Here is an 18,521-nt window from a genome sequence, read left to right as displayed (position 1 = left end):
TCCCTGTTTCGGGCCCGATTTTCTTAAAACACCTCTAAAACACACCTCATGGCTACACCCAGGTTTTTCAAAGTAAGCGGCAACATTATAGACGTGTTGCGCCAGGAGATTTTCCAGGGCACCGTAGAGGTGACGGATGGCCAGATTGCCCGCATTGTTCGGGAACCCGTCTCGCAAACGCAGTACCTGCTGCCCGGGTTCATTGACGCCCACGTGCACGTGGAAAGCTCCATGCTGGTACCCTCTGAGTTTGCCCGCCTGGCCGTGGTGCACGGCACGGTGGCCACCGTCTCAGACCCGCATGAGATTGGCAACGTATTGGGCCTTAAAGGCGTGGAATATATGTTGGACAACGGCAAGAAGGTACCGTTCAAATTCTTCTTCGGGGCACCGTCCTGCGTACCGGCCACGCCCTTTGAGACCGCTGGCGCTGAGATAACGCCCGAAGACATTGAGGAATTGTTCCTTCGTCCCGAGGTCAAGTACCTGGCCGAGATGATGAACTGGCCCGGTGTGCTGGCCCAGGACCCGCTGGTGATGCAGAAGATCACCCTAGCCCAGAAGTTTGACAAGCAGGTAGATGGCCACGCCCCCGGCCTTCGCGGTGAACAGGCCGCCGCCTACGCTGCCGCCGGCATCACCACCGACCATGAGTGCTTCACCGCCGAGGAGGCCCTGGACAAGTTGGCCGTGGGCATGAAGATCTTGATACGCGAAGGCAGCGCCGCCAAAAACTTTGAGGCCTTGATTGAACTGCTCACAGAGCACTCGGCTAACATCATGTTCTGCTCAGATGACAAGCACCTAGACAACCTGGTGGAAAGCCACATCAATGAACTAGTCAAGCGCGCCTTGGCCAAAGGACATGATTTGTTCCATGTGCTGCAGGCTGCCTGCGTGAACCCAGTGCAACACTACAAACTGGAAGTGGGCCTGCTCCAGGAAAAAGACCCCGCCGATTTTATTGTCATTGACAACCCCCAGAACTTCAACATCCTGCAGACCTATATCAACGGAAAGCTGGTAGCCGAAAACGGGAAGAGCAAAATTGAATTCACGCCCAGCGAGACCATCAATAATTTTCTAGCGGAACGCAAAACCGTGGCACAGTTCCGGCTGCCCGCCGAAGGCCCCACCAAAATACGCGTCATTGAACCATATGACGGCCAACTGATCACGGGTCAGGTCACTATTGACGGCAAGGTGGAAGACGGCAACCTGGTGAGTGATGTGGATTTTGACATCCTGAAGATGACCGTGGTGAACCGCTACCAGAACACTGAGCCCGCTATTGCCTTTATCAAGAACTTCGGGCTGAAGCGCGGCGCCATAGCCTCCAGCGTAGGCCATGACTCCCATAACATCATTGCCGTTGGCGTGGACGATGAGAGCATTTGCCGCGCCGTGAACCTGCTCATTGACGCCAAAGGCGGCATCTCGGCGGTAGACGGCGCCCGCGAGGAAGTGCTTCCCCTGCCCGTGGCCGGAATCATGTCTGCTGAGGATGGATACTGGGTGGCGGAGCAGTACGCTAGACTGGACCAGGCCGCCAAAGACCTGGGTTCTACCCTCAACTCCCCATTCATGACGCTTTCCTTTATGGCTTTACTGGTGATACCCGCCCTCAAACTCTCCGACAAAGGCCTGTTTGACGGGCAGAACTTTCAGTTTGTAGAGGTGATTGCTGAGGAGTAAAGAACCTTGCAGTAAAAGGCGGGCATATTACCCTTGGCCAAAGTCAAGGCTGGAAGGCTGCTCTGTTTCAGGGCTGTTTTGGAAAAAACGGGCTTAAAACGCATTTATCAGCAAGAGTAAGTCATCCCCCTACCCCCTTCAAAGGGGGACGGAATGCGTGAGCGTGACGGAAGTAAGCCCTCATTTTAGACTCAGTGTCCCATATATTTTTATTGTCCTCCTTAAGGACCTTCTAGGCGAACTAGAAAAGCGGAAGAGTAAGCACCTTAGAGTTTTCCCACAAGCTTCGCTGTTCGGGAGTTCTACTCCCGGACCTTCCTGCTGCGGAGTTCTACTCCGCCGGGAGCCATGGGCATATGTAGGGGAGTAGAACTCCCCAGCCGGGTACTTCCGGAGTGGAACTCCGAAAGAGCTGTGGGTAAAGAATGGTCAGCTTATTCTCATCGGCGTTTTGAGCCTGTTTTTGGAAAAAGGGGCTCAAAACGCGCTGACTCTTTCTATCTTCAACAACCATTCCCCGGCAAGGCAGTAAGCCAATAGAGGATTTAGGAGAAGGCCATGAAAGCCCTTACTTTGCGCCGGGCCGGCCCCAGGGTTCTTTTGCCCTACGCCTTCTTTCTCCGTCCAGGTCATTTACACCCAACAGCTTGATTACAGAAATTCTTCTATTTTTAGTGGGGGTAGTGGTGAGCGCCTTCGGGACGATGGTGGGCTTTGGGGGCGGGGTGTTTCTGGTGCCTATCCTCATCATTTTCTTCCAGTTCCCTATTGAACTGGCTATTGGCAGTGCCATGTGCGCGTTGCTGCCGGGGGCGCTGGTGGCCTCGCTATTTAACTTCCGGGAGAAAAGCATTGATTACGTAGTAGCCTCTTTGCTACAGTTGCCGGCCATGCTAGGCACCGTGATTGGGGCTTTTCTGGTGGCCTATATTCCGGTGCTGCCCATGCAGGTGTTCTTTGCGCTGTTTGTACTGTCCATTGGCATTTACATGCTGGCCACCTACCGCAAGGAGCAGACGCGTAAACGGGGCATGATGTACCGCATCAACCGCATGCCCACGTCCTTTATCCGGAAGAACCACCGCAAGCACCTAGCTTACCGGTTAAACGGCAGTCTTATGGCATTTCTGGGGCTGTGCACGGGTACTATTGCGGGGCTGTTCGGGATTGGGGGCGGTTTCTTGCAGACGCCTATTATGATCAAGGCCTTCAACATCCCCTCGCAGATTGCCATCTCCACCTCCTTGTTTATTCTCATCATCACCAGCCTTTCGGGGATTTCCTCGCATTATTGGCTGGGCAATATTAACTGGGCCCTAAGTCTGCCTTTGATGCTGGCCTTTGCGGTGGGCGCCCTGCTGGGCAAAACCCTCAAAAAGGGACAGTTCCCCTCCTCCCGCAAATCGTCTGAACGGCTTATTGGCATTGGGTTGATTTTGGCCGGGGCCAGCGTGCTGGTGCACATCTTCCTCAAGTACGAGTTTTAGCGCAGCGCCTCAGCCTGGCGCCTTTCCCAAGTCTCTGTTTTAAGGCCGTTTTCATGAAAACAGGCTTAAAACGCCCATCTTGGAAACTGGCTCATTAGTCTTCCTTTTCCTGGAAATAGGTATCCAGGAGGTACTGCACTTTCTCTTCGTTGAGGGGTTTGGTGAGGTAGGCGATGTGGCCGGCGGCGGCGCGCTCGGTGTCCTGGGCGTGCTCTGACGTAGTGAGCAGGGCCAGCACCACGTCTTTCCGGAAACCGGAGTCCAGTTTCTCAAACAAGGACAGGAACTCAAACCCATCCATGACCGGCATGTTGATGTCCAGAAGGATAAGGGCCGGCTTGAAATAGTCCGTAGAGCTAGCCTCTACGTGGCCCTGGCTTACGGCATACAAATAGTCAAAGGCCAGTTTCCCGTTCCGGAATTCCTTGATCCTGTCTGTGATTTTCATCCTGCTGAGCAGGCGGTGGTTGAGGAAGTTATTGGTATCATCATCATCAATGAGTAATACAACGTTTATTTTTTTCATGCGCGTGTAGCGGTGGCTTTAAGATGGTTTACAAAATACAGCTGAAAGGTGGTGCCCTCGCCTATCACGCTTTCCACCTCTACCTTGCCGCGGTTGTTTTCCATAATGCGTTTTATGATGTAAAGCCCTACGCCGCTGCCTTCTACGTGGTCATGGAACCGCCGGAACAGGGAAAACAGCTGAGGGCCGTATTTGGTTGTGTCTATGCCTATGCCGTTGTCCCGGGCGCGCAAGACTATGTAGCCGTCTTCAAGGGAAGAAGAAAGAGAAACTTGTAGAGGCCGCTGCGGCTCACGGTACTTAATGGAGTTAGACAGCAGGTTGTAAAGCAGGCTAAAGAGGTTGTCTCTGGAGAAGAATACCTCGGGGGCACCCGTAAAGTCTACCTGCAGCTCAGCACCAGAAGCCTGCAGGGGCTCGGCTAGCCTGGCTTTTACCTGTTCCAGTACCTCGGCAAAGGATACCATGCCCATTTGTGCCTCTTCCATGGGTTTCTGAATGCGGCTTACCTCGGCTAGGTTGTTGAGTTTGCGGTGAATGCGGGCCACAGAGTCATCCAGGCGGGCGAAGAGCTGGTTGAGCTCCGGGTTGTCTGGCGGCAGGTCTTCCCTGATGGCCTGCACCAGTCCCGTTACGTTCAGGACCGGTCCCTTCAGGTCACGTGAGGCGTAGTAGACAAAGTCGTCCAGGTCAGCGTTTTTCTTGACCAGCTGGTAGTTTTTGGTGATAAGTTTTTTCTCGGCCTTCTGCCGTTTCTTGATTTCCTCTTCCAGGTCACGGTTGGCGGTAATCCATTGGGCACTGCGTTCCTGCACCTGCTTCTCCAGGGTCTGCTTGGCCTCCTGCAGCGCCATTTCTATTTTCTGGCGCTCCTCTATCTGCTCCCGCAGGGCCACGTTGGTCCTGCTTAGCTGGCTAAAGCTGGGAATGGCCAACAGATTGGGAATGGCCTTGAACAACATAACCGCGGCCACGTTGGCAATAAGGCCTAATATCAGCTTTACAATGAGCAAGGGCTCCAGCCACCGGTCATTTACCAAGAAACTGAATAAGTGCACCACGCCGCCCATTAACCCAATTACCCCAAACAGGAGCAATACCAGCCGGCGTTCCCGGTCTTCGCGCTTAAAGGTGAGGTAGAAAAGAATAGCCGCCACCATGAGAAAAGCGGTGACCACCAGAAGCTCACTGGCCAGAAACAGACCTTCCAGCCCTTTGGCCTTGGCAGAGACGCTAGTGGGTATTTGCTGGGGCAGCTGATAAAGAAGCACGGTTTTGTCCATGAAAGTATAATCTGAATAAAAACGGCCTTCCCCCCTATAATGTTTTCCTCCAGGGGCCTCTTTTCCCAAATGTAGCAGAAAGGCCCATAGATAAAAAGCCAGAACCGATCTCCCGCCTATAAAGCAGAACACCAATTCTGGCTTGTTTTCTGAAAAACGGCCTTAAAACGGAAATCTAGTCCAGGTAGCCTTGCTCGCGCATCCAGTCATCATTGTAGATCTTGCCCAGATAACGGGTGCCGTGGTCTGGCAATACCACTACCATCACGTCCTTCTCCGTGAGGTGCTCACGGGCGTACTCCAGGGCGCCGTAGACAGCCGACCCGCAGGACCAGCCCACAAACAGGCCTTCTTCCTTGGCCAGGCGGCGGGTCATGATCGCGCTGTCTTTGTCGGTTACCTTAATGAAGGTGTCAATAAGGTCAAAGTTCACGTTCTTGGGCAGAATGTCTTCGCCAATACCCTCGGTTTTGTAAGGATAGATCTCGTTCTCGTCAAAGATGCCGGTCTCTTTGTATTTCTTGAACACAGAGCCGTAGGTGTCCAGGCCAACTACTTTAATATCTGCGTTCTGCTCTTTCAGGTATTTGGAGATGCCGCAGATGGTGCCGCCGGTGCCAACGCCTGCCGCGAAGCAGGTAATTTTACCGTCGGTCTGCTTCCAGATCTCGGGGCCGCTGGTGTCATAGTGGGCTGCGGTGTTGGAGAGGTTGTCATACTGGTTAGGGTAGAACGAGTTAGGGATCTCTTGGTTCAGGCGCTTGGCCACCGAGTAATAGGAATCTGGGTGCTCAGGGGCCACGTTGGTGGGGCAAACGATCACCTCGGCGCCCACGGCCTTCAAAATATCTACCTTCTCCTTGCTCTGTTTGTCTGACATGGTGAAGATGCACTTGTAGCCTTTGGCGATGGCAGCCAGGGCCAGGCCCATCCCGGTATTACCTGAAGTTCCTTCAATGATGGTTCCGCCCGGTTTCAGGATGCCCGCTTTCTCGGCGTCTTCCACCATGCGCAGGGCCATGCGGTCTTTCACGGAGTTACCTGGGTTGAAATATTCCACTTTGGCCAGCACGGTGGCTTTGATCCCGTCTGTGACGCTGTTCAACTTCACCAACGGGGTGTTGCCAATGGCCTCAATAATATTGTTGAAATACATAGTGTTAATGAGTGATAGGTGGAAGGAGCGGCCGCGTGAGCATACGTCATGGCTATAACCGCCCTGTTCTGCTGGTTTTTACCTCCTGCAAAAAGCAGCTGCAAAGGTAACCAAAAAATTCTAGACCAAGGGAGTGGCGTCCGTGGCTTGCTTACCAGCGGGGGTCATAGAAGCTGGTGGTGTCCCTGAAGAAACGGTTATAGCGCAGACGGGCCTGCCGAATGGAATCTTGCCTTATGATTATGCGCTCCAGCTCCTTCTGGCGCTCACGCTCTGCCATAAGCTTGGCCACGCGGCTACGCTGCCGGCCCTCTTTGGAAAACTGCTCATACAGAAACGTAAGCGGACTCAGGATGGGGTCTGCGGGCTCAGGCGGGCCCGGCGGAATAAGCAGCACCGGAATTTGGGGATTTAGCCGGGGTTTGGGAGGCGCCGGCCGGGGTTTCATGTTACGCAGCACACGGTCTACCTTCTCGGGCGTAGCCTGCTGCGACACTTTTACCTCTTTCAGCTGCACAGATTCCTGCTGCAGCAAGATATTCACCCTGAGCTCGGTGACGCTGCGCAGGGCAGGCACATACGTTTTCTCTTTATAGCCCAGCGCTCTGAACACCAGGGTATCTGAGGCCGGAATCTGCAGCCGGAACGTGCCCTGCTCATTGGTAGCTACCCCCTGCCCGGTGCTTTTCTGGTACACAGATACACCGGCAATAGGCGTCTTGTCTTTCTCCTGCAACACCTGGCCGCTTACCCAAATGCTGTGCCCGGTGGTTTGGGCTGCTCCTTCCTGCGCCACCAGAGTACTAAGAATTATAAAAAACAAGAAGCCTAAACGCTTGACCATACTGTAGCAGAGGAGCAATAACCTTAATTGAAAAAGGCCTACCCTTCTTATGGGGCAGGCCTTTCAAAGATAGCTAGAGAACGGTTAGTTCTCCAGTTTTATTTTAGTGTCGCCAGACTTGTATTTCACCTCGTCTTTCTCACGTTTTATTTTGGCGTTATCAGTTTTCATTTTTGACTCATCGCCGTCTTTTTTCACTTTGGTATCACCAGCCTTAAGTTTAGACTCATCGCCGTCTACTTTCATCTTGGAACCGTCCTGGGCTTTGTACTTCATTTCTGAGCTGTAGTACTTGTTACGGTTGGTTTCATAGGTCTTGAACTGCTCTGGGGTAAGCAGACCCTTCACTTCCAGGTCAACGTTGGTGTTCAGGGATTCCAGTTCATTGTAGTAAGTGGTGGGATAATCCTCGGGGTACCCGGTTACTTCCATGTTGCCCTGCATGCTCATGCCGCTGTCTGCCATCATGCCCTCATTGCTGGAGTCGGCGGCGTACCCGGCGCTGCGGTTGGTGCTGCTGTAGCGGGTTTCCAACTCGTTCATGTGCCGGGCCCGGTTATACAATACCGTTCTGATGCGGGCCTGGGTGGCAGTGTCCAGGCGTAGGTCCTGTGACATCTGCGAGGTCATGCGGTTGGCCCGCTCGCGGTACTCAGAATCATAGTCATAGTTAGACGCCGAGGTACTGTCATGGGTACTGCCGGCGGCGTTGTCTGGGGTGCTGCTGTCATTGTCCTGGGTTTCAGTGGAGGTGCCAGTATCTTCGCGGCACGCAGTAAATGACATTGCCCCTACCGCCATCAAAATCAAAAATTGCTTTTTCATAGTCACATATCTTAAAGGAAACATCTGGTCCTAATGGTTACCTGTCTCCCCCTTGGTACGGTTCTATTGGCCCCAGGTTGTATCACTTTTGTACTTTACTCATAATAACGCACAGTATCTGGTTTCTGAAAAAGAACCTATAAAATTAAAAATTCCTGTTTTGAGGCCGTTTTCCTAAAAACGGCCTCAAAACAGGAATTGCACTCTCCCTCCTAATTAATAGCTAAAATTACCGCCCGGCGATGTTTATGCTCCTGAAGGCCTAGCTTCGCCGGAACTCAAAAACGGTGATTTCTGGCAGAAACCCCACCCGCCCATGGTAGCCCAGAAAGCCCAGCCCCACGTTCACGTACAGAAACTGCTTTCCGCTTTGGTAGAGCCCCGCCCACTGCTTGTACACGTATTGCACCGGGCTCCATTTAAACCCGGGTATGTTGACACCAAACTGCATGCCGTGGGTGTGGCCCGAAAGGGAAAGGTCAATGTCTTTGTAAAGCGCATTCACCTCGCCGTCCCAGTGCGAGGGATCATGGGTGAGCAGTATTTTGAAGGGCAGGTCCTTTGCTCCGGCATGGGCCTTGGCCAGATTGCCGTATTTGGGAAAATTCATGCGCATGCCCCAGTTTTCCACGCCCAGCAGGCCAATCTGCTCGCCGTTGCGCTCCAGCACCCGGTGCTCATTCAAAAGCAAATCCCAGCCGGCGCGCCGATGGTGCTGCTTGAGCGTGTTCAGGTTCTGGATTTTGGCCTCATGGGTGGGCCAGGCCACGTAATCGCCGTAGTCATGGTTGCCCAGAATAGAGAAAACCCCGCTGGGCGCCTTGATTTTGGCCAGAATATCCAGGTAGGGTTCCACCTCAGAGGCCACGTTGTTGACCAGGTCTCCAGTGAACACCACCACATCGGCGGCCTGCTTGTTAATGAGCGCCACCGCTTTCTCCAGCGGTTCCCCGGAATGGAAACTACCTGAGTGCATGTCTGTGATCTGCAGCAGCCTGAACCCATGGAAAGAAGCCGGCAGGTTGGGAAACTCCAGGGTCACTTTCTTTACCTGGTAGTCATAGGCGCCTTTCACCATGCCCCAGATCAACGTCCCGAACGGAATAGCGCCCATCACCAGCGCCATCTGACTTAGAAAGGTGTGCCTGGACAAATCAAACTTGGGCTTTTCTGGCCCACGCAGGGCATTTGACGCCCACTGCACCAACCTGATGCCATCATCTATCAGGAGGAAAAGCACCACCACCAGTTTAGACACGAATAGGATAAAGAGCAGGTTGGCTACCTCCATGCGCACCGGGTTGGGCGCCGAGCCACGGGTAAGCAGCGCCATGAGCAAGGTGCCCAACGTGAACAAACTCAAGGACCAGTAGCCTACAAAAATGGCCCGCCTCAGCAGGAAAGGCAACCCCACCGACACGGTACGCACCGCCTGGAAAACATAAACGTCTATGAGAAAGACAAATAAGAGCGTGAGGATCAAACGAACCATAGAATTCTGAAGGCAGAGATAAGGCTGTTAATTTATGTTGCTACAACGAAAGGTGTACGGGAAATTGCCCCGCGGCGGTGAACTATTTGCGGGCCGTCTGGCTTGTACAGAAAATTTTGGCTTAATACTCTATCATTAACCATCTTCTATGTCAACTGTTTACGCCCCTGCGCCGCTTTCCATCAAATCCTGGGCCGAGGAAGACCGTCCCCGCGAGAAACTTCTGCTCAAAGGCCGTGCCGCCCTCTCAGACGCTGAGCTCATTGGCATTCTCATCGGGTCGGGCACGCCCAAGCTCAGCGCCGTGGACGTGGCCAAGCTCATCCTGGCTGCCGTAGATAATGACCTCAACGCCCTGGCCCGCCTCACGGTCAAGGAACTGCAAAAGCACAAAGGCATCGGCGAAGCCAAGGCCATCTCTATTGTGGCCGCCCTGGAGCTGGGCCGAAGACGCAAAGAAGCCGCTCCCGCCGTAAAAACCCGCATCACCTGCTCCACGGATATCTACGACTACATCAAGCCGCACCTCCTGGATTTGCCGCACGAGGAATTCTGGATCATTCTGCTCAACCGGGCCAACACCATCATGAAGAAGATCCAGATCAGTACTGGCGGCGTGGCCGGCACCGTGGCAGACCCCAAGCTCATCTTCAAGCACGCCCTGGAAAACCTGGCCAGCGCCATCATTCTGGTGCACAACCACCCCTCGGGGCAATTGAAACCCAGCGCCGCTGATATCTCTCTCACCAAGAAACTGCAGGAAGCCGGCAAAGTCTTAGACCTGCCCATCCTGGACCACCTTATTTTCACCGATAGCAGCTATTACAGCTTCGCGGATGAAGACCTTTTGTAAGAATTGTTGATTGTTGATTATTAATTGTTTTATCTGGGAAAGGGCGGTGGCTGCAAGACGGCTACCCTTTTCTGTTTTAGGGCTGATTTCAGGAAAACAGGCCTGAAACGGCTTCTTTCCCCAGGAGTGAAAGAAATTTTTCACGCATTCCGTCCCCCTTTGAAAGGGGTAGGGGGATGATCTACTCGTGTAGATTTTCATGCACCCGAGAATCATTCTCACTTTCTCCAAAGAGTCAGCCGCCTGCTGTTCATCTGGCTTTGTCATCCCCCTACCCCCTTCAAAGGGGGACGCAGATGTGCAATGCTTACTCCAGCAACCATAACGCTGCTACAGTGTTTCGGGCCTGTTTTTAGAAAAACAGGCCCGAAACGGCTTCTTTCCCCATCGTATCAATTTCTTTCCGACCTTTGCGCCCTCAACCTCGCTTAGTTCATGAAAGGATTTAAATACGTTATCATCATTGGTGTGCTCCTCATTATGGGGTACTTACTCAAAGACCTGTTTTTTAATGATGAGGGCTACAACCAAGCCGTGCTGAAGTTCCGGGAAAACAAGGACCTCACTTTCCACAGTGTTTCCCGCTCTCCCCTACCCGACACCCTACGCCGCGCCTTCACCAGCCTGAAATACTATGAACCCTCCCGGGATTATGAGATCTCCGCAGATTTCACCCCAGAAGAGCGCCCCGAACCCGTAGCCATGGCCATGAGCACCGGCGACAAGGAGCCCTACTACGTGAAAGGCAAAGCCTCGTTTGAGCTGGACGGCCAGACCCACACTCTCACGCTGTACCAAAAGGCCGGCGCCACCTCAGACAGCCTCTTCATCCCGTTCACTGACCAGACCAACGGCTTTGAGACCTACGGAGGCGGCCGCTACCTGGACGCCATCCCCAACGGCCAGACCATCACCCTGGACTTCAACAAGGCCTATAACCCCTTCTGCGCCTACAACCCAGAATACGCCTGCCCCATGCCCCCCGCCGAAAACCGCCTCAAGGTGAAGATCCCGGCTGGGGAGAAGGAGTATGCAAAGAAGGACTAGTTGGTAGTGATTAGTTGTTAGTAGTTAGAGATTAAATTACCTCAAAATACTGGCGCGAGTTTATAACTCGGGACTAGGGATTCGGGTAGTCTCCTGACTACCCTCGCGGCAAGCGCCGCGAAATGGCGTATCAAGGAATATCTTTTGAAGTTCTTTCAGCTCCTGGTTCCCGGTGAGTCTGAAGACTCACTTCATCCATCGTCGCGAGACTGAAGTCTCGCGCCAGATAAACTTGTATTCCTTCTTATTTAACAGAGTCCACCTTAGTAATACCGCTTGTTCCAAAGACCTCGTAGCGTCCGGAGGACCTGCGAGCGTCGGTGCCGATACCTCCTCTAAAGTTGTTTACCTGTGTAAACACCCCTCTGCGCTCCCCTCAAGGGGAGAGTCTGCGTTAAATTCATGTTATTGCGTTTTGGGCTTGTTTTCAGAAAAACGGCCCCAAAACGCTTTTTTAACCAATCCACCCAAAGCCCTACTCTTCTCCACAAAAAATCCCGGCTTTACACCCATGTTTACCAGTTTTTGGTAATTTTGAAAATTGTAGCCGGTAAACGGCTTCGGGTGTGGCATGTCCGCACCCGTCAAATACAGAGAACCAACACCATGCGCATATCCCTTGACTGGCTCAAAACCTTAATTGCTATAGATAAACCCGCCCAAGAAGTGGGCAAACTCCTCACCGATGCCGGCCTGGAAGTAGAAGGCATTGACACCGTGGAGGCGGTGCCCGGCGGCTTGCAGGGCCTGGTCATCGGCGAAGTACTTACTTGTGCCAAGCACCCAGACGCCGATAAGCTGAGCGTGACCACCGTAGACACCGGCGAGGGCGAGCCCAAGCACATTGTATGCGGCGCGGCGAACGTGGCGGCGTGCCAGAAAGTAGTGATTGCCACCGTGGGCGCCACCCTGTACCCGGCGGGCGGCGAGCCGTTCCAAATCAAGAAATCTAAAATAAGAGGCGCCGTGTCTGAGGGCATGATCTGCGCCGAAGACGAGATTGGCCTGGGCCATGATCACTCCGGCATCATGGTGCTGGACACGGATCTGCCCAACGGTACCCCAGCGGCCCAGTTCTTCGGACTGGCCTCTGACGAGGTGTTTGAGATTGGCCTCACGCCTAACCGCGCCGATGCCGCCTCGCACCTGGGCGTGGCCCGCGACCTACAGGCCCTACTCAAGACGCCTTATCAATTACCAGACCTGAGCGGCTTCAAAATAGCCAACACCAGCCTGCCTATCTCCGTGGAGATTGAGAACCCAGAGGCCTGCCCGCGCTACGCCGGGGTAAGTATCTCGGGCGTGAGGGTGCAGGAATCGCCCAAGTGGCTGCAGCAACGGCTGCGGGCCATTGGCCTCTCGCCTATCAACAATGTGGTAGACGTGACCAACTACGTATTGCATGAGTTGGGCCAACCCCTGCACGCCTTTGACGCGGCCAAAATCAAGGGCGGTAAAATCATTGTAAAGAATGCTACGGAAGGCTCGAAGTTCACCACCCTGGACAGCGTGGAGCGCACCCTTCGTGCTGAGGACCTCACCATCAGCAACGCTGAGGAACCGATGGTACTGGCGGGCGTATTCGGGGGGTTGCAAGCGGGCGTAACCGAGGTCACCCAGAATATCTTCCTGGAAAGCGCCTACTTCTCCCCCGCCGGCATCAGAAAAACCTCGCAAACGCACGGGCTGAAGACAGATTCCTCGTTCCGCTACGAGCGGGGCACTGACCCTGAGATGGTGCTTACCGCTTTGAAACGCGCTGCTCTGCTCATTCAAGAAGTGGCCGGGGGCGAAATCTCCTCTGAGATTGTAGACGTGTACCCCGCTCCCATTCAACCCCGGCAGATAAAAATCAGCTACGCACGGGTGCACCAACTTATTGGCCAGCACATCGGCGAAGCCAGAATCAAGGAGATCTTAACAGACCTGGGCATCGGCGTAGCCGAAGAAACCGCCGAGGACCTGTTATTGGATATTCCGGCTTATAAAGTAGACGTGACCCGTGAGGCCGATGTAGTGGAAGAGGTGCTGCGCATTTACGGCTACAACAACATTACCCTTAGCGAGAACCTAGCGGCCAGTTACCTGGCTAAGTTCCCCAACCCGGATCCAGAGGTAACTACTGCCCGCATAGCCGATGCCTTGGCGGCCAACGGGTTCCTGGAGACCATCACCAACTCGCTCACCAACTCCAATTACTATAAGGACGCAGAGGGCAACACCCCGGCAGAGCTGGTGCCTATCCTGAACTACAACTCAGAGGACCTGGACGCTATGCGCCTAACACTGGTGTATTCAGGCCTGGAAGTTTTAAGACACAACATTAACCGCCGCCAGCGCGACCTCCGGATTTTTGAGATCGGCAAGACTTACCGCAAAGACGGCGAGAAATACCGGGAGAGCAATTTCCTGGCCTTGTTCATGACCGGCAACCGCGCCGCCGAAAGCTGGCAGCAGCCAAGTGCCAAGGCCTCTTTCCACGACCTGGCGGGCCAGGTGCAGCAGGTGCTCACGCTTTGCCGTCAGCCTAACTTCACCACTAAACCTACGGAGCACCCGTATCTGGCGGGTGGCGTCACCTACCAAAAAGGCGACGTGACCCTAGGCCACATCGGGCTGCTGAAGGAAAGCGTGTGCAAGCAGGTAGACGTGAAGGAGCAGGTGTGGTACGCTGAGCTGAACTGGGACTACCTATTGCGCAACTACAAAGACAAGCTGGTGTTCTCTGAACTGTCTAAATTCCCGGAGGTGCGCCGCGACTTGTCATTGGTGGTAGAAAAAAGTGTATCTTTTGACCAGATTAAGCAGGTGGCCCAGCGCGTAGAGCGCAAGCTGCTGCAAGACGTGAACGTGTTTGACGTCTACGAGGGAGACAAGATTGAGGCCGGCAAGAAAGCCATCGCCATCAGCGTGACCCTGCAGGACCAGAACCAGACCTTAACGGACAAAGTGATAGATTCTACCATGACCCGCCTCATGCAACAGTTTGAGCACCAACTAGGAGCCGTAATCCGGAAGTAAGATGGCAGACAAATCCTACCTTACCCAGATACAGGCCATTGAGGACAAAGTGCACCAGCTGGTGCAGCAATACCACGCGGGACAGGAGCGCCTGCAGGCCGCTCACCAGGAAATTGCGCGCCTGCAGCAAGTGATTCTAGAAAAAGACACCGAGATAAAAAATTTTCAGAATCAAGATAATATTAGTAAAATTGTACAAACCATAGCAGTAGACACTACCAATTCAACGGAGTTGAAGCTAAAAATAAACGAATACTTGCGCGAGATTGACAAGTGCATCGCTTATTTAAGGGAATAGTAGAACGGGTTGTCTGGATGCGATTGTTGTTTGTTCTGTCTTTATGCGTGCTCTTGTACGCTGTTATACCATTTAGAACCTAAGGCTTGATATGCGGCATTTTTACCTTTTTGAGTACCACGCAGAGCAACCTTCTAACAAACAAACGCGCCCCGGCAGCATTTAACAGCATCTGGACATGAGTGAGTTATCTATACGAATCAAGATAGCCGACCGCGAGTATCCGATGCGGGTAAACGAGGACGAGGAAGAAAGGCTGCGGCAGGCCGGAAAGTTTCTGAACGAGCGCCTGAGAATGTTCAGGGAGGAGTTCGGGATTCATGACAAGCAGGATCTGCTGGCCATGATTGCGCTGGAAACCGCCGCCGACAAGATAAAGACGGAAGACGCCGCCGTTGAAACCCAACTTACGTTGGAACAGAAACTCTCTTCTTTAAACCAACTGCTCTCTTCCCTGCAGCTCGGATAAATATATCCGCTCCGCCACCCTTGGCGACGTGTCATTGCTATACATAACCTTTTTAAAGTTATAGCCATGACTATTTATATCATTTTAGCAGCGCTGGTGGGCGCGGGCATTGGCTTCTACGCCGGCCGCGTGCTTCTCCTCAAGCTCTTCAAAGAGCAGGAAGACCAGGCCAAGGAACGCGCCAAACTCATCATCCGCGAGGCAGAAGCCAAAGCCGAAAGCCAGAAGAAAGACAAGATGCTGGAAGCCAAGGAGCATTTCCTGAAGCTGAAAGCTGAGCACGAGGAAGAGGCCAACCGCAAGAAAAACATCATCATCCAGAATGAGACCAAGGTAAAGCAGCGCGAGCAGTTCATTACCAAGCAGCAGGAAGACCTCAAGAAAAAAGAGCAGGAAACCGACGTTCTCAAAGACAAGCTCAACCAGCAACTGGAAGGCTTTAACAAGCGCAAGGAAGACCTGGAGGCCCAGTACCGTGACAAGCAGGCCAAGGTAGAAAAAGACCACCATGAGATTCTGAGCCGCCTGGAGCGCATTGCCAACCTGTCTGCCGACGAAGCTCGTGAGCAATTGGTGGAAAACCTGAAGTCTGAAGCCTCTACCCGCGCCTCTTCTTATATCAAAGATATAGTGGCCGAGGCCAAGCTCACCGCTACCAAAGAAGCCAAAAAGGTAGTGATTGAGACTATCCAGCGCACCGCTGCTGAGCACGCCATTGAGAACTGCGTCTCTATCTTCAACATTGAGTCTGACGACATCAAAGGCAAGATCATCGGTCGTGAGGGTCGGAACATCCGCGCCCTGGAAGCCGCCACGGGTGTGGAGATCATTGTAGACGACACCCCTGAGGCCATCATCATCTCTGGTTTTGACCCGGTAAGACGTGAAATTGCCCGCCTTTCTCTGCACCGCCTGGTGGCAGACGGACGGATTCACCCGGCCCGTATTGAGGAAGTGGTGGCCAAGACCAAGAAAAGCATTGACGAGGAGATTGTGGAGATTGGCGAGCGTACCGCCATTGACCTGGGCATTCACGGCCTGCACCCTGAACTGATCAGAATGGTGGGCCGCATGCGCTTCAGGTCTTCTTACGGCCAGAACCTGCTCCAGCACTCCCGCGAAGTAGCCAACCTTTGCGCCACCATGGCCGCCGAGTTGGGCTTGAACGTGAAACACGCCAAACGCGCCGGACTGTTACACGACATTGGGAAAGTAACCACCGAGGAGCCCGAACTGCCGCACGCTATCATTGGTATGCAGCTGGCCCAACAGTACAAAGAACACCCAGACGTGTGCAACGCCATTGGTGCTCACCACGACGAGATTGAGATGACGGCCATGATTTCGCCTATCATCCAGTCCTGCGACGCCATTTCCGGCTCGCGCCCCGGTGCCCGCCGCGAGATCATGGAGTCTTACATCAAGCGCCTGAAAGAACTGGAAGAAACCGCCCACTCCTTTGAAGGCGTGAACCAGTGCTACGCCATCCAGGCCGGCCGTGAGCTTCGCGTAATGGTAGACGCCGATAACGTGACTGACGAACGCGCCTCGCAACTGTCTTTTGACATCTCCCAGAAGATTGAGAAAGAGATGCAGTACCCTGGCCAGATCAAGATCACGGTGATCCGGGAAATGCGCTCTGTTTCTTACGCTAAATAAGACGTTAGATAATAGATACTAGATTTTAGACTCCTGTTTTGGGGCTGATTTCTGGAAAACACCTTCAAAACGCCCGTTGCTGCAAAGCGACGGGCGTTTTAGTTTGTAGGGCAATCCCTTGTGTTTGCCTTATGCAGCACTGGTTATCACCTAAAACCGCCCAAAAAAGAAAAACCGCGATAGACAGTTGCCTACCGCGGTTTCTTGGCCCATTGCCGGTTTACAGGCCAATGGGGTATATTAAATATTAGTAGAGAAGATACTTATCTAATCACCTTGCTCACGCCCACCACCACGGCGGCAATACGCACAGCATCAAAGATTCGTTGCTCAGAAGCGCCTAATTTGCGCACAGATTCTTCATGGGAGGTCACGCAGCGCTCACAGCCGTTTATAGCCGAGATAGCCAGACTCACTAGTTCAAAGAATTCCTTACCAGTCACCGGGTTCATCATGATGTTCATTTTCACCTTGGGCGCGGCAGACTCATAGAAGTCTGTGTGCATGAAGTGCTTGAAGCGGTAGAGGATATTGTTGGTGCTCAGCAAAGAGGTAACAGCAACAGCCTCGGCCAGCTCGGCGTCAGTGGCGCCGTGGGACGCTGCCAGGGTGCGGAAAGACTCAGTTAAGGTATTGTTCTCCTCGTTCACCGCCGCCGACAGGGCAATCAGGTAGGCTTCCTTGGAAGTCACATTCTCAGACTGCAGCGCGGTTTTTAGGTTGATGCGCAGGTCTCTGAGGTATTTGGAGTCGCCAGTGACTAGTTGGTCCAGGCGCGCGAAAGACTGGTCAGAAAGACCTAGGTCTTTCAGGAAATCTTGTTGGGTTTCTTGTATGACGGAAAGCATAATTTTATTGTTGATAGTTAATTGCTGATAGTTTTAAAGGCTATTTCGCTATGATTACTACTACTTTCAAAGCTGGCAAAAGCCGGTTGCGTGAGGGATAGCAGCGGAAAGCCCACAGGGCGAGGCACGAAGCCCGAGGACTTGCAGCGCATAGCCCGACCCAAAGGGGCACGCCCAAAATGGAGTCCTGATTTCTGCGTCTTGAGTTCAGAGTGGGGTGTGGCCTGTTTTGGGGCTCTTTACTGAAAAATAGGCCCGAAACGGGAAATGGCTTCACGGCTAGGAGGCTAGCAGACACTTGCGCGGGGAAGTGCCGGTGCATTTGCACCTACGATAGTGGCCGAAGGTAAACCGTTGGAGGGCCGCAAAGTGACAGACTTTTGCTTTCGGCCCTCCGCAGGCGTACTTAAAAGAAATTAAACGGCTAAGGTGGCTTCGCCTTTTTTCCAGTTGCAAGGGCACAGCTCGTCGGTCTGCAGGGCGTCCAGCACGCGCAGCACCTCGGCTACGTTGCGGCCTACGCTCAGGCCGTTCACGCTCACCCACTGGATGATGCCTTGCGGGTCTACGATATAGGTTACGCGGTAAGCTACTTTTTCTTCAGCGTCCAGTATGCCCAGCTCTTCGGCTAGTGTTTTAGAGGTATCTGCCAGCATGGGGAAGCGCAGGCCACGCAGATCGTCGTGGTCGCGGCGCCAGGCGGCGTGCACGAACTCAGAATCGGTGGAGGCCCCAATCAACTGGGTGTCACGGTCCCGGAACTCGTCATAGTTCTTGTTGAACTCGGCAATCTCAGTGGGGCACACAAAGGTGAAATCCTTGGGCCACCAGAACATCACCAGCCACTGGCCGTTCTCGCGGTGCTCTTGTTCAGTAATGGTTCTAAACTCTTGGTCCTTCTCTAAAGACACAACAGCTTTTTTGGAAAAGGCAGGGAATTCCGCCCCAACAGATAAAACTCGGTTTTGGTACATGGTATATAAATGGTTGTTAAACAATAAAGGGTCAGGCGGGGCGC

15 protein-coding genes and 1 pseudogene are annotated in these 18,521 nt (G+C 53.4%); 8 read left to right on the top strand and 8 right to left on the bottom strand.

What is annotated here, in order from left to right:
* Nucleotides 1-48 precede the first annotated feature (48 nt).
* Both ade and ACYVJQ_RS15820 read left to right on the top strand, forming a co-directional pair.
* A complete protein-coding gene (ade, locus tag ACYVJQ_RS15825; protein ID WP_460894082.1) occupies nucleotides 49-1,695 on the top strand; it encodes an adenine deaminase in 1,647 nt (548 codons plus the stop codon).
* A gap of 647 nt (nucleotides 1,696-2,342) precedes the next feature.
* Nucleotides 2,343-3,182: a sulfite exporter TauE/SafE family protein gene (locus ACYVJQ_RS15820; protein ID WP_460894081.1), complete on the top strand. Its 840-nt coding sequence runs from the start codon at nucleotides 2,343-2,345 to the stop codon at nucleotides 3,180-3,182.
* Between the two features lie 94 nt (nucleotides 3,183-3,276).
* On the opposite strand, the gene ACYVJQ_RS15815 is transcribed toward ACYVJQ_RS15820, so the two are convergent.
* The 6 genes and pseudogenes from ACYVJQ_RS15815 to ACYVJQ_RS15790 all read right to left on the bottom strand — a co-directional run bounded on the left by ACYVJQ_RS15815 (nucleotide 3,277) and on the right by ACYVJQ_RS15790 (nucleotide 9,308).
* Entirely contained in the window at nucleotides 3,277-3,708 is a 432-nt protein-coding gene (locus ACYVJQ_RS15815) for a response regulator (protein WP_460894080.1), read from the bottom strand.
* Nucleotides 3,705-4,979: a sensor histidine kinase gene (locus ACYVJQ_RS15810; protein ID WP_460894079.1), complete on the bottom strand. Its 1,275-nt coding sequence runs from the start codon at nucleotides 4,977-4,979 to the stop codon at nucleotides 3,705-3,707. The genes ACYVJQ_RS15815 and ACYVJQ_RS15810 overlap by 4 nt, the downstream gene beginning before the upstream one ends.
* A gap of 190 nt (nucleotides 4,980-5,169) precedes the next feature.
* Nucleotides 5,170-6,147, bottom strand: a pseudogene (locus tag ACYVJQ_RS15805) (PLP-dependent cysteine synthase family protein); the annotation flags it as partial.
* A 151-nt stretch (nucleotides 6,148-6,298) separates the two neighbouring features.
* Nucleotides 6,299-6,991 carry a carboxypeptidase-like regulatory domain-containing protein gene (locus tag ACYVJQ_RS15800; protein WP_460894078.1) on the bottom strand — a complete coding sequence of 231 codons (693 nt, stop codon included), beginning with the start codon at nucleotides 6,989-6,991 and terminating at the stop codon, nucleotides 6,299-6,301.
* 84 nt (nucleotides 6,992-7,075) lie between these two features.
* Nucleotides 7,076-7,816, bottom strand: a complete 741-nt coding sequence (locus tag ACYVJQ_RS15795) for a hypothetical protein (protein WP_460894077.1) — start codon at nucleotides 7,814-7,816, stop codon at nucleotides 7,076-7,078.
* Nucleotides 7,817-8,078: 262 nt separating this feature from the next.
* Nucleotides 8,079-9,308 (bottom strand): metallophosphoesterase, encoded by a 1,230-nt coding sequence (locus ACYVJQ_RS15790; RefSeq protein WP_460894076.1) that lies wholly within the window; start codon nucleotides 9,306-9,308, stop codon nucleotides 8,079-8,081.
* A gap of 148 nt (nucleotides 9,309-9,456) precedes the next feature.
* On the opposite strand from ACYVJQ_RS15790, the gene radC reads away from it, so the two are divergent.
* From radC to rny, 6 genes are all read left to right on the top strand, one after another.
* On the top strand, nucleotides 9,457-10,161 hold the full coding sequence (gene radC, locus ACYVJQ_RS15785; RefSeq protein WP_460894075.1) for a RadC family protein: 705 nt from the start codon (nucleotides 9,457-9,459) through the stop codon (nucleotides 10,159-10,161).
* A gap of 435 nt (nucleotides 10,162-10,596) precedes the next feature.
* A complete protein-coding gene (locus tag ACYVJQ_RS15780) occupies nucleotides 10,597-11,208 on the top strand; it encodes a DUF1684 domain-containing protein (RefSeq protein ID WP_460894074.1) in 612 nt (203 codons plus the stop codon).
* Nucleotides 11,209-11,814: 606 nt separating this feature from the next.
* A complete protein-coding gene (gene pheT / locus ACYVJQ_RS15775; protein ID WP_460894073.1) occupies nucleotides 11,815-14,229 on the top strand; it encodes a phenylalanine--tRNA ligase subunit beta in 2,415 nt (804 codons plus the stop codon).
* A 1-nt stretch (nucleotide 14,230) separates the two neighbouring features.
* Nucleotides 14,231-14,527 carry a hypothetical protein gene (locus tag ACYVJQ_RS15770; RefSeq protein ID WP_460894072.1) on the top strand — a complete coding sequence of 99 codons (297 nt, stop codon included), beginning with the start codon at nucleotides 14,231-14,233 and terminating at the stop codon, nucleotides 14,525-14,527.
* 178 nt (nucleotides 14,528-14,705) lie between these two features.
* On the top strand, nucleotides 14,706-14,996 hold the full coding sequence (locus ACYVJQ_RS15765) for a cell division protein ZapA (protein WP_048921547.1): 291 nt from the start codon (nucleotides 14,706-14,708) through the stop codon (nucleotides 14,994-14,996).
* 66 nt (nucleotides 14,997-15,062) lie between these two features.
* Entirely contained in the window at nucleotides 15,063-16,655 is a 1,593-nt protein-coding gene (rny, locus tag ACYVJQ_RS15760; RefSeq protein WP_460894071.1) for a ribonuclease Y, read from the top strand.
* A 263-nt stretch (nucleotides 16,656-16,918) separates the two neighbouring features.
* Here rny and ACYVJQ_RS15755 read toward each other — a convergent pair whose 3' ends face one another.
* Together ACYVJQ_RS15755 and ACYVJQ_RS15750 are read right to left on the bottom strand one after the other, a co-directional pair.
* Complete coding sequence (locus tag ACYVJQ_RS15755) at nucleotides 16,919-17,503, bottom strand: carboxymuconolactone decarboxylase family protein (protein WP_460894070.1); 585 nt, start codon at nucleotides 17,501-17,503, stop codon at nucleotides 16,919-16,921.
* Nucleotides 17,504-17,919: 416 nt separating this feature from the next.
* Nucleotides 17,920-18,477, bottom strand: coding sequence for a peroxiredoxin (locus tag ACYVJQ_RS15750; protein WP_460894069.1), 558 nt, complete (start codon nucleotides 18,475-18,477; stop codon nucleotides 17,920-17,922).
* Between the last annotated feature and the right edge of the window lie 44 nt (nucleotides 18,478-18,521).

This window comes from Rufibacter soli (assembly GCF_054781795.1).
The sequence above is the reverse complement of the archived record's forward strand: the minus strand, read 5'-3'. Positions and strand labels throughout refer to the sequence as shown.

Excerpts from the sequence above, each read along its gene's own strand:
- ade (WP_460894082.1), top strand. The coding sequence starts at position 49 with ATGGCTACACCCAGGTTTTTCAAAGTAAGCGGCAACATTATAGACGTG.
- ACYVJQ_RS15815 (WP_460894080.1), bottom strand. The coding sequence starts at position 3,708 with ATGAAAAAAATAAACGTTGTATTACTCATTGATGATGATGATACCAAT.
- ACYVJQ_RS15800 (WP_460894078.1), bottom strand. The coding sequence starts at position 6,991 with ATGGTCAAGCGTTTAGGCTTCTTGTTTTTTATAATTCTTAGTACTCTG.
- ACYVJQ_RS15795 (WP_460894077.1), bottom strand. The coding sequence starts at position 7,816 with ATGAAAAAGCAATTTTTGATTTTGATGGCGGTAGGGGCAATGTCATTT.
- ACYVJQ_RS15790 (WP_460894076.1), bottom strand. The coding sequence starts at position 9,308 with ATGGTTCGTTTGATCCTCACGCTCTTATTTGTCTTTCTCATAGACGTT.
- radC (WP_460894075.1), top strand. The coding sequence starts at position 9,457 with ATGTCAACTGTTTACGCCCCTGCGCCGCTTTCCATCAAATCCTGGGCC.
- ACYVJQ_RS15780 (WP_460894074.1), top strand. The coding sequence starts at position 10,597 with ATGAAAGGATTTAAATACGTTATCATCATTGGTGTGCTCCTCATTATG.
- pheT (WP_460894073.1), top strand. The coding sequence starts at position 11,815 with ATGCGCATATCCCTTGACTGGCTCAAAACCTTAATTGCTATAGATAAA.
- ACYVJQ_RS15770 (WP_460894072.1), top strand. The coding sequence starts at position 14,231 with ATGGCAGACAAATCCTACCTTACCCAGATACAGGCCATTGAGGACAAA.
- ACYVJQ_RS15765 (WP_048921547.1), top strand. The coding sequence starts at position 14,706 with ATGAGTGAGTTATCTATACGAATCAAGATAGCCGACCGCGAGTATCCG.
- rny (WP_460894071.1), top strand. The coding sequence starts at position 15,063 with ATGACTATTTATATCATTTTAGCAGCGCTGGTGGGCGCGGGCATTGGC.
- ACYVJQ_RS15755 (WP_460894070.1), bottom strand. The coding sequence starts at position 17,503 with ATGCTTTCCGTCATACAAGAAACCCAACAAGATTTCCTGAAAGACCTA.
- ACYVJQ_RS15750 (WP_460894069.1), bottom strand. The coding sequence starts at position 18,477 with ATGTACCAAAACCGAGTTTTATCTGTTGGGGCGGAATTCCCTGCCTTT.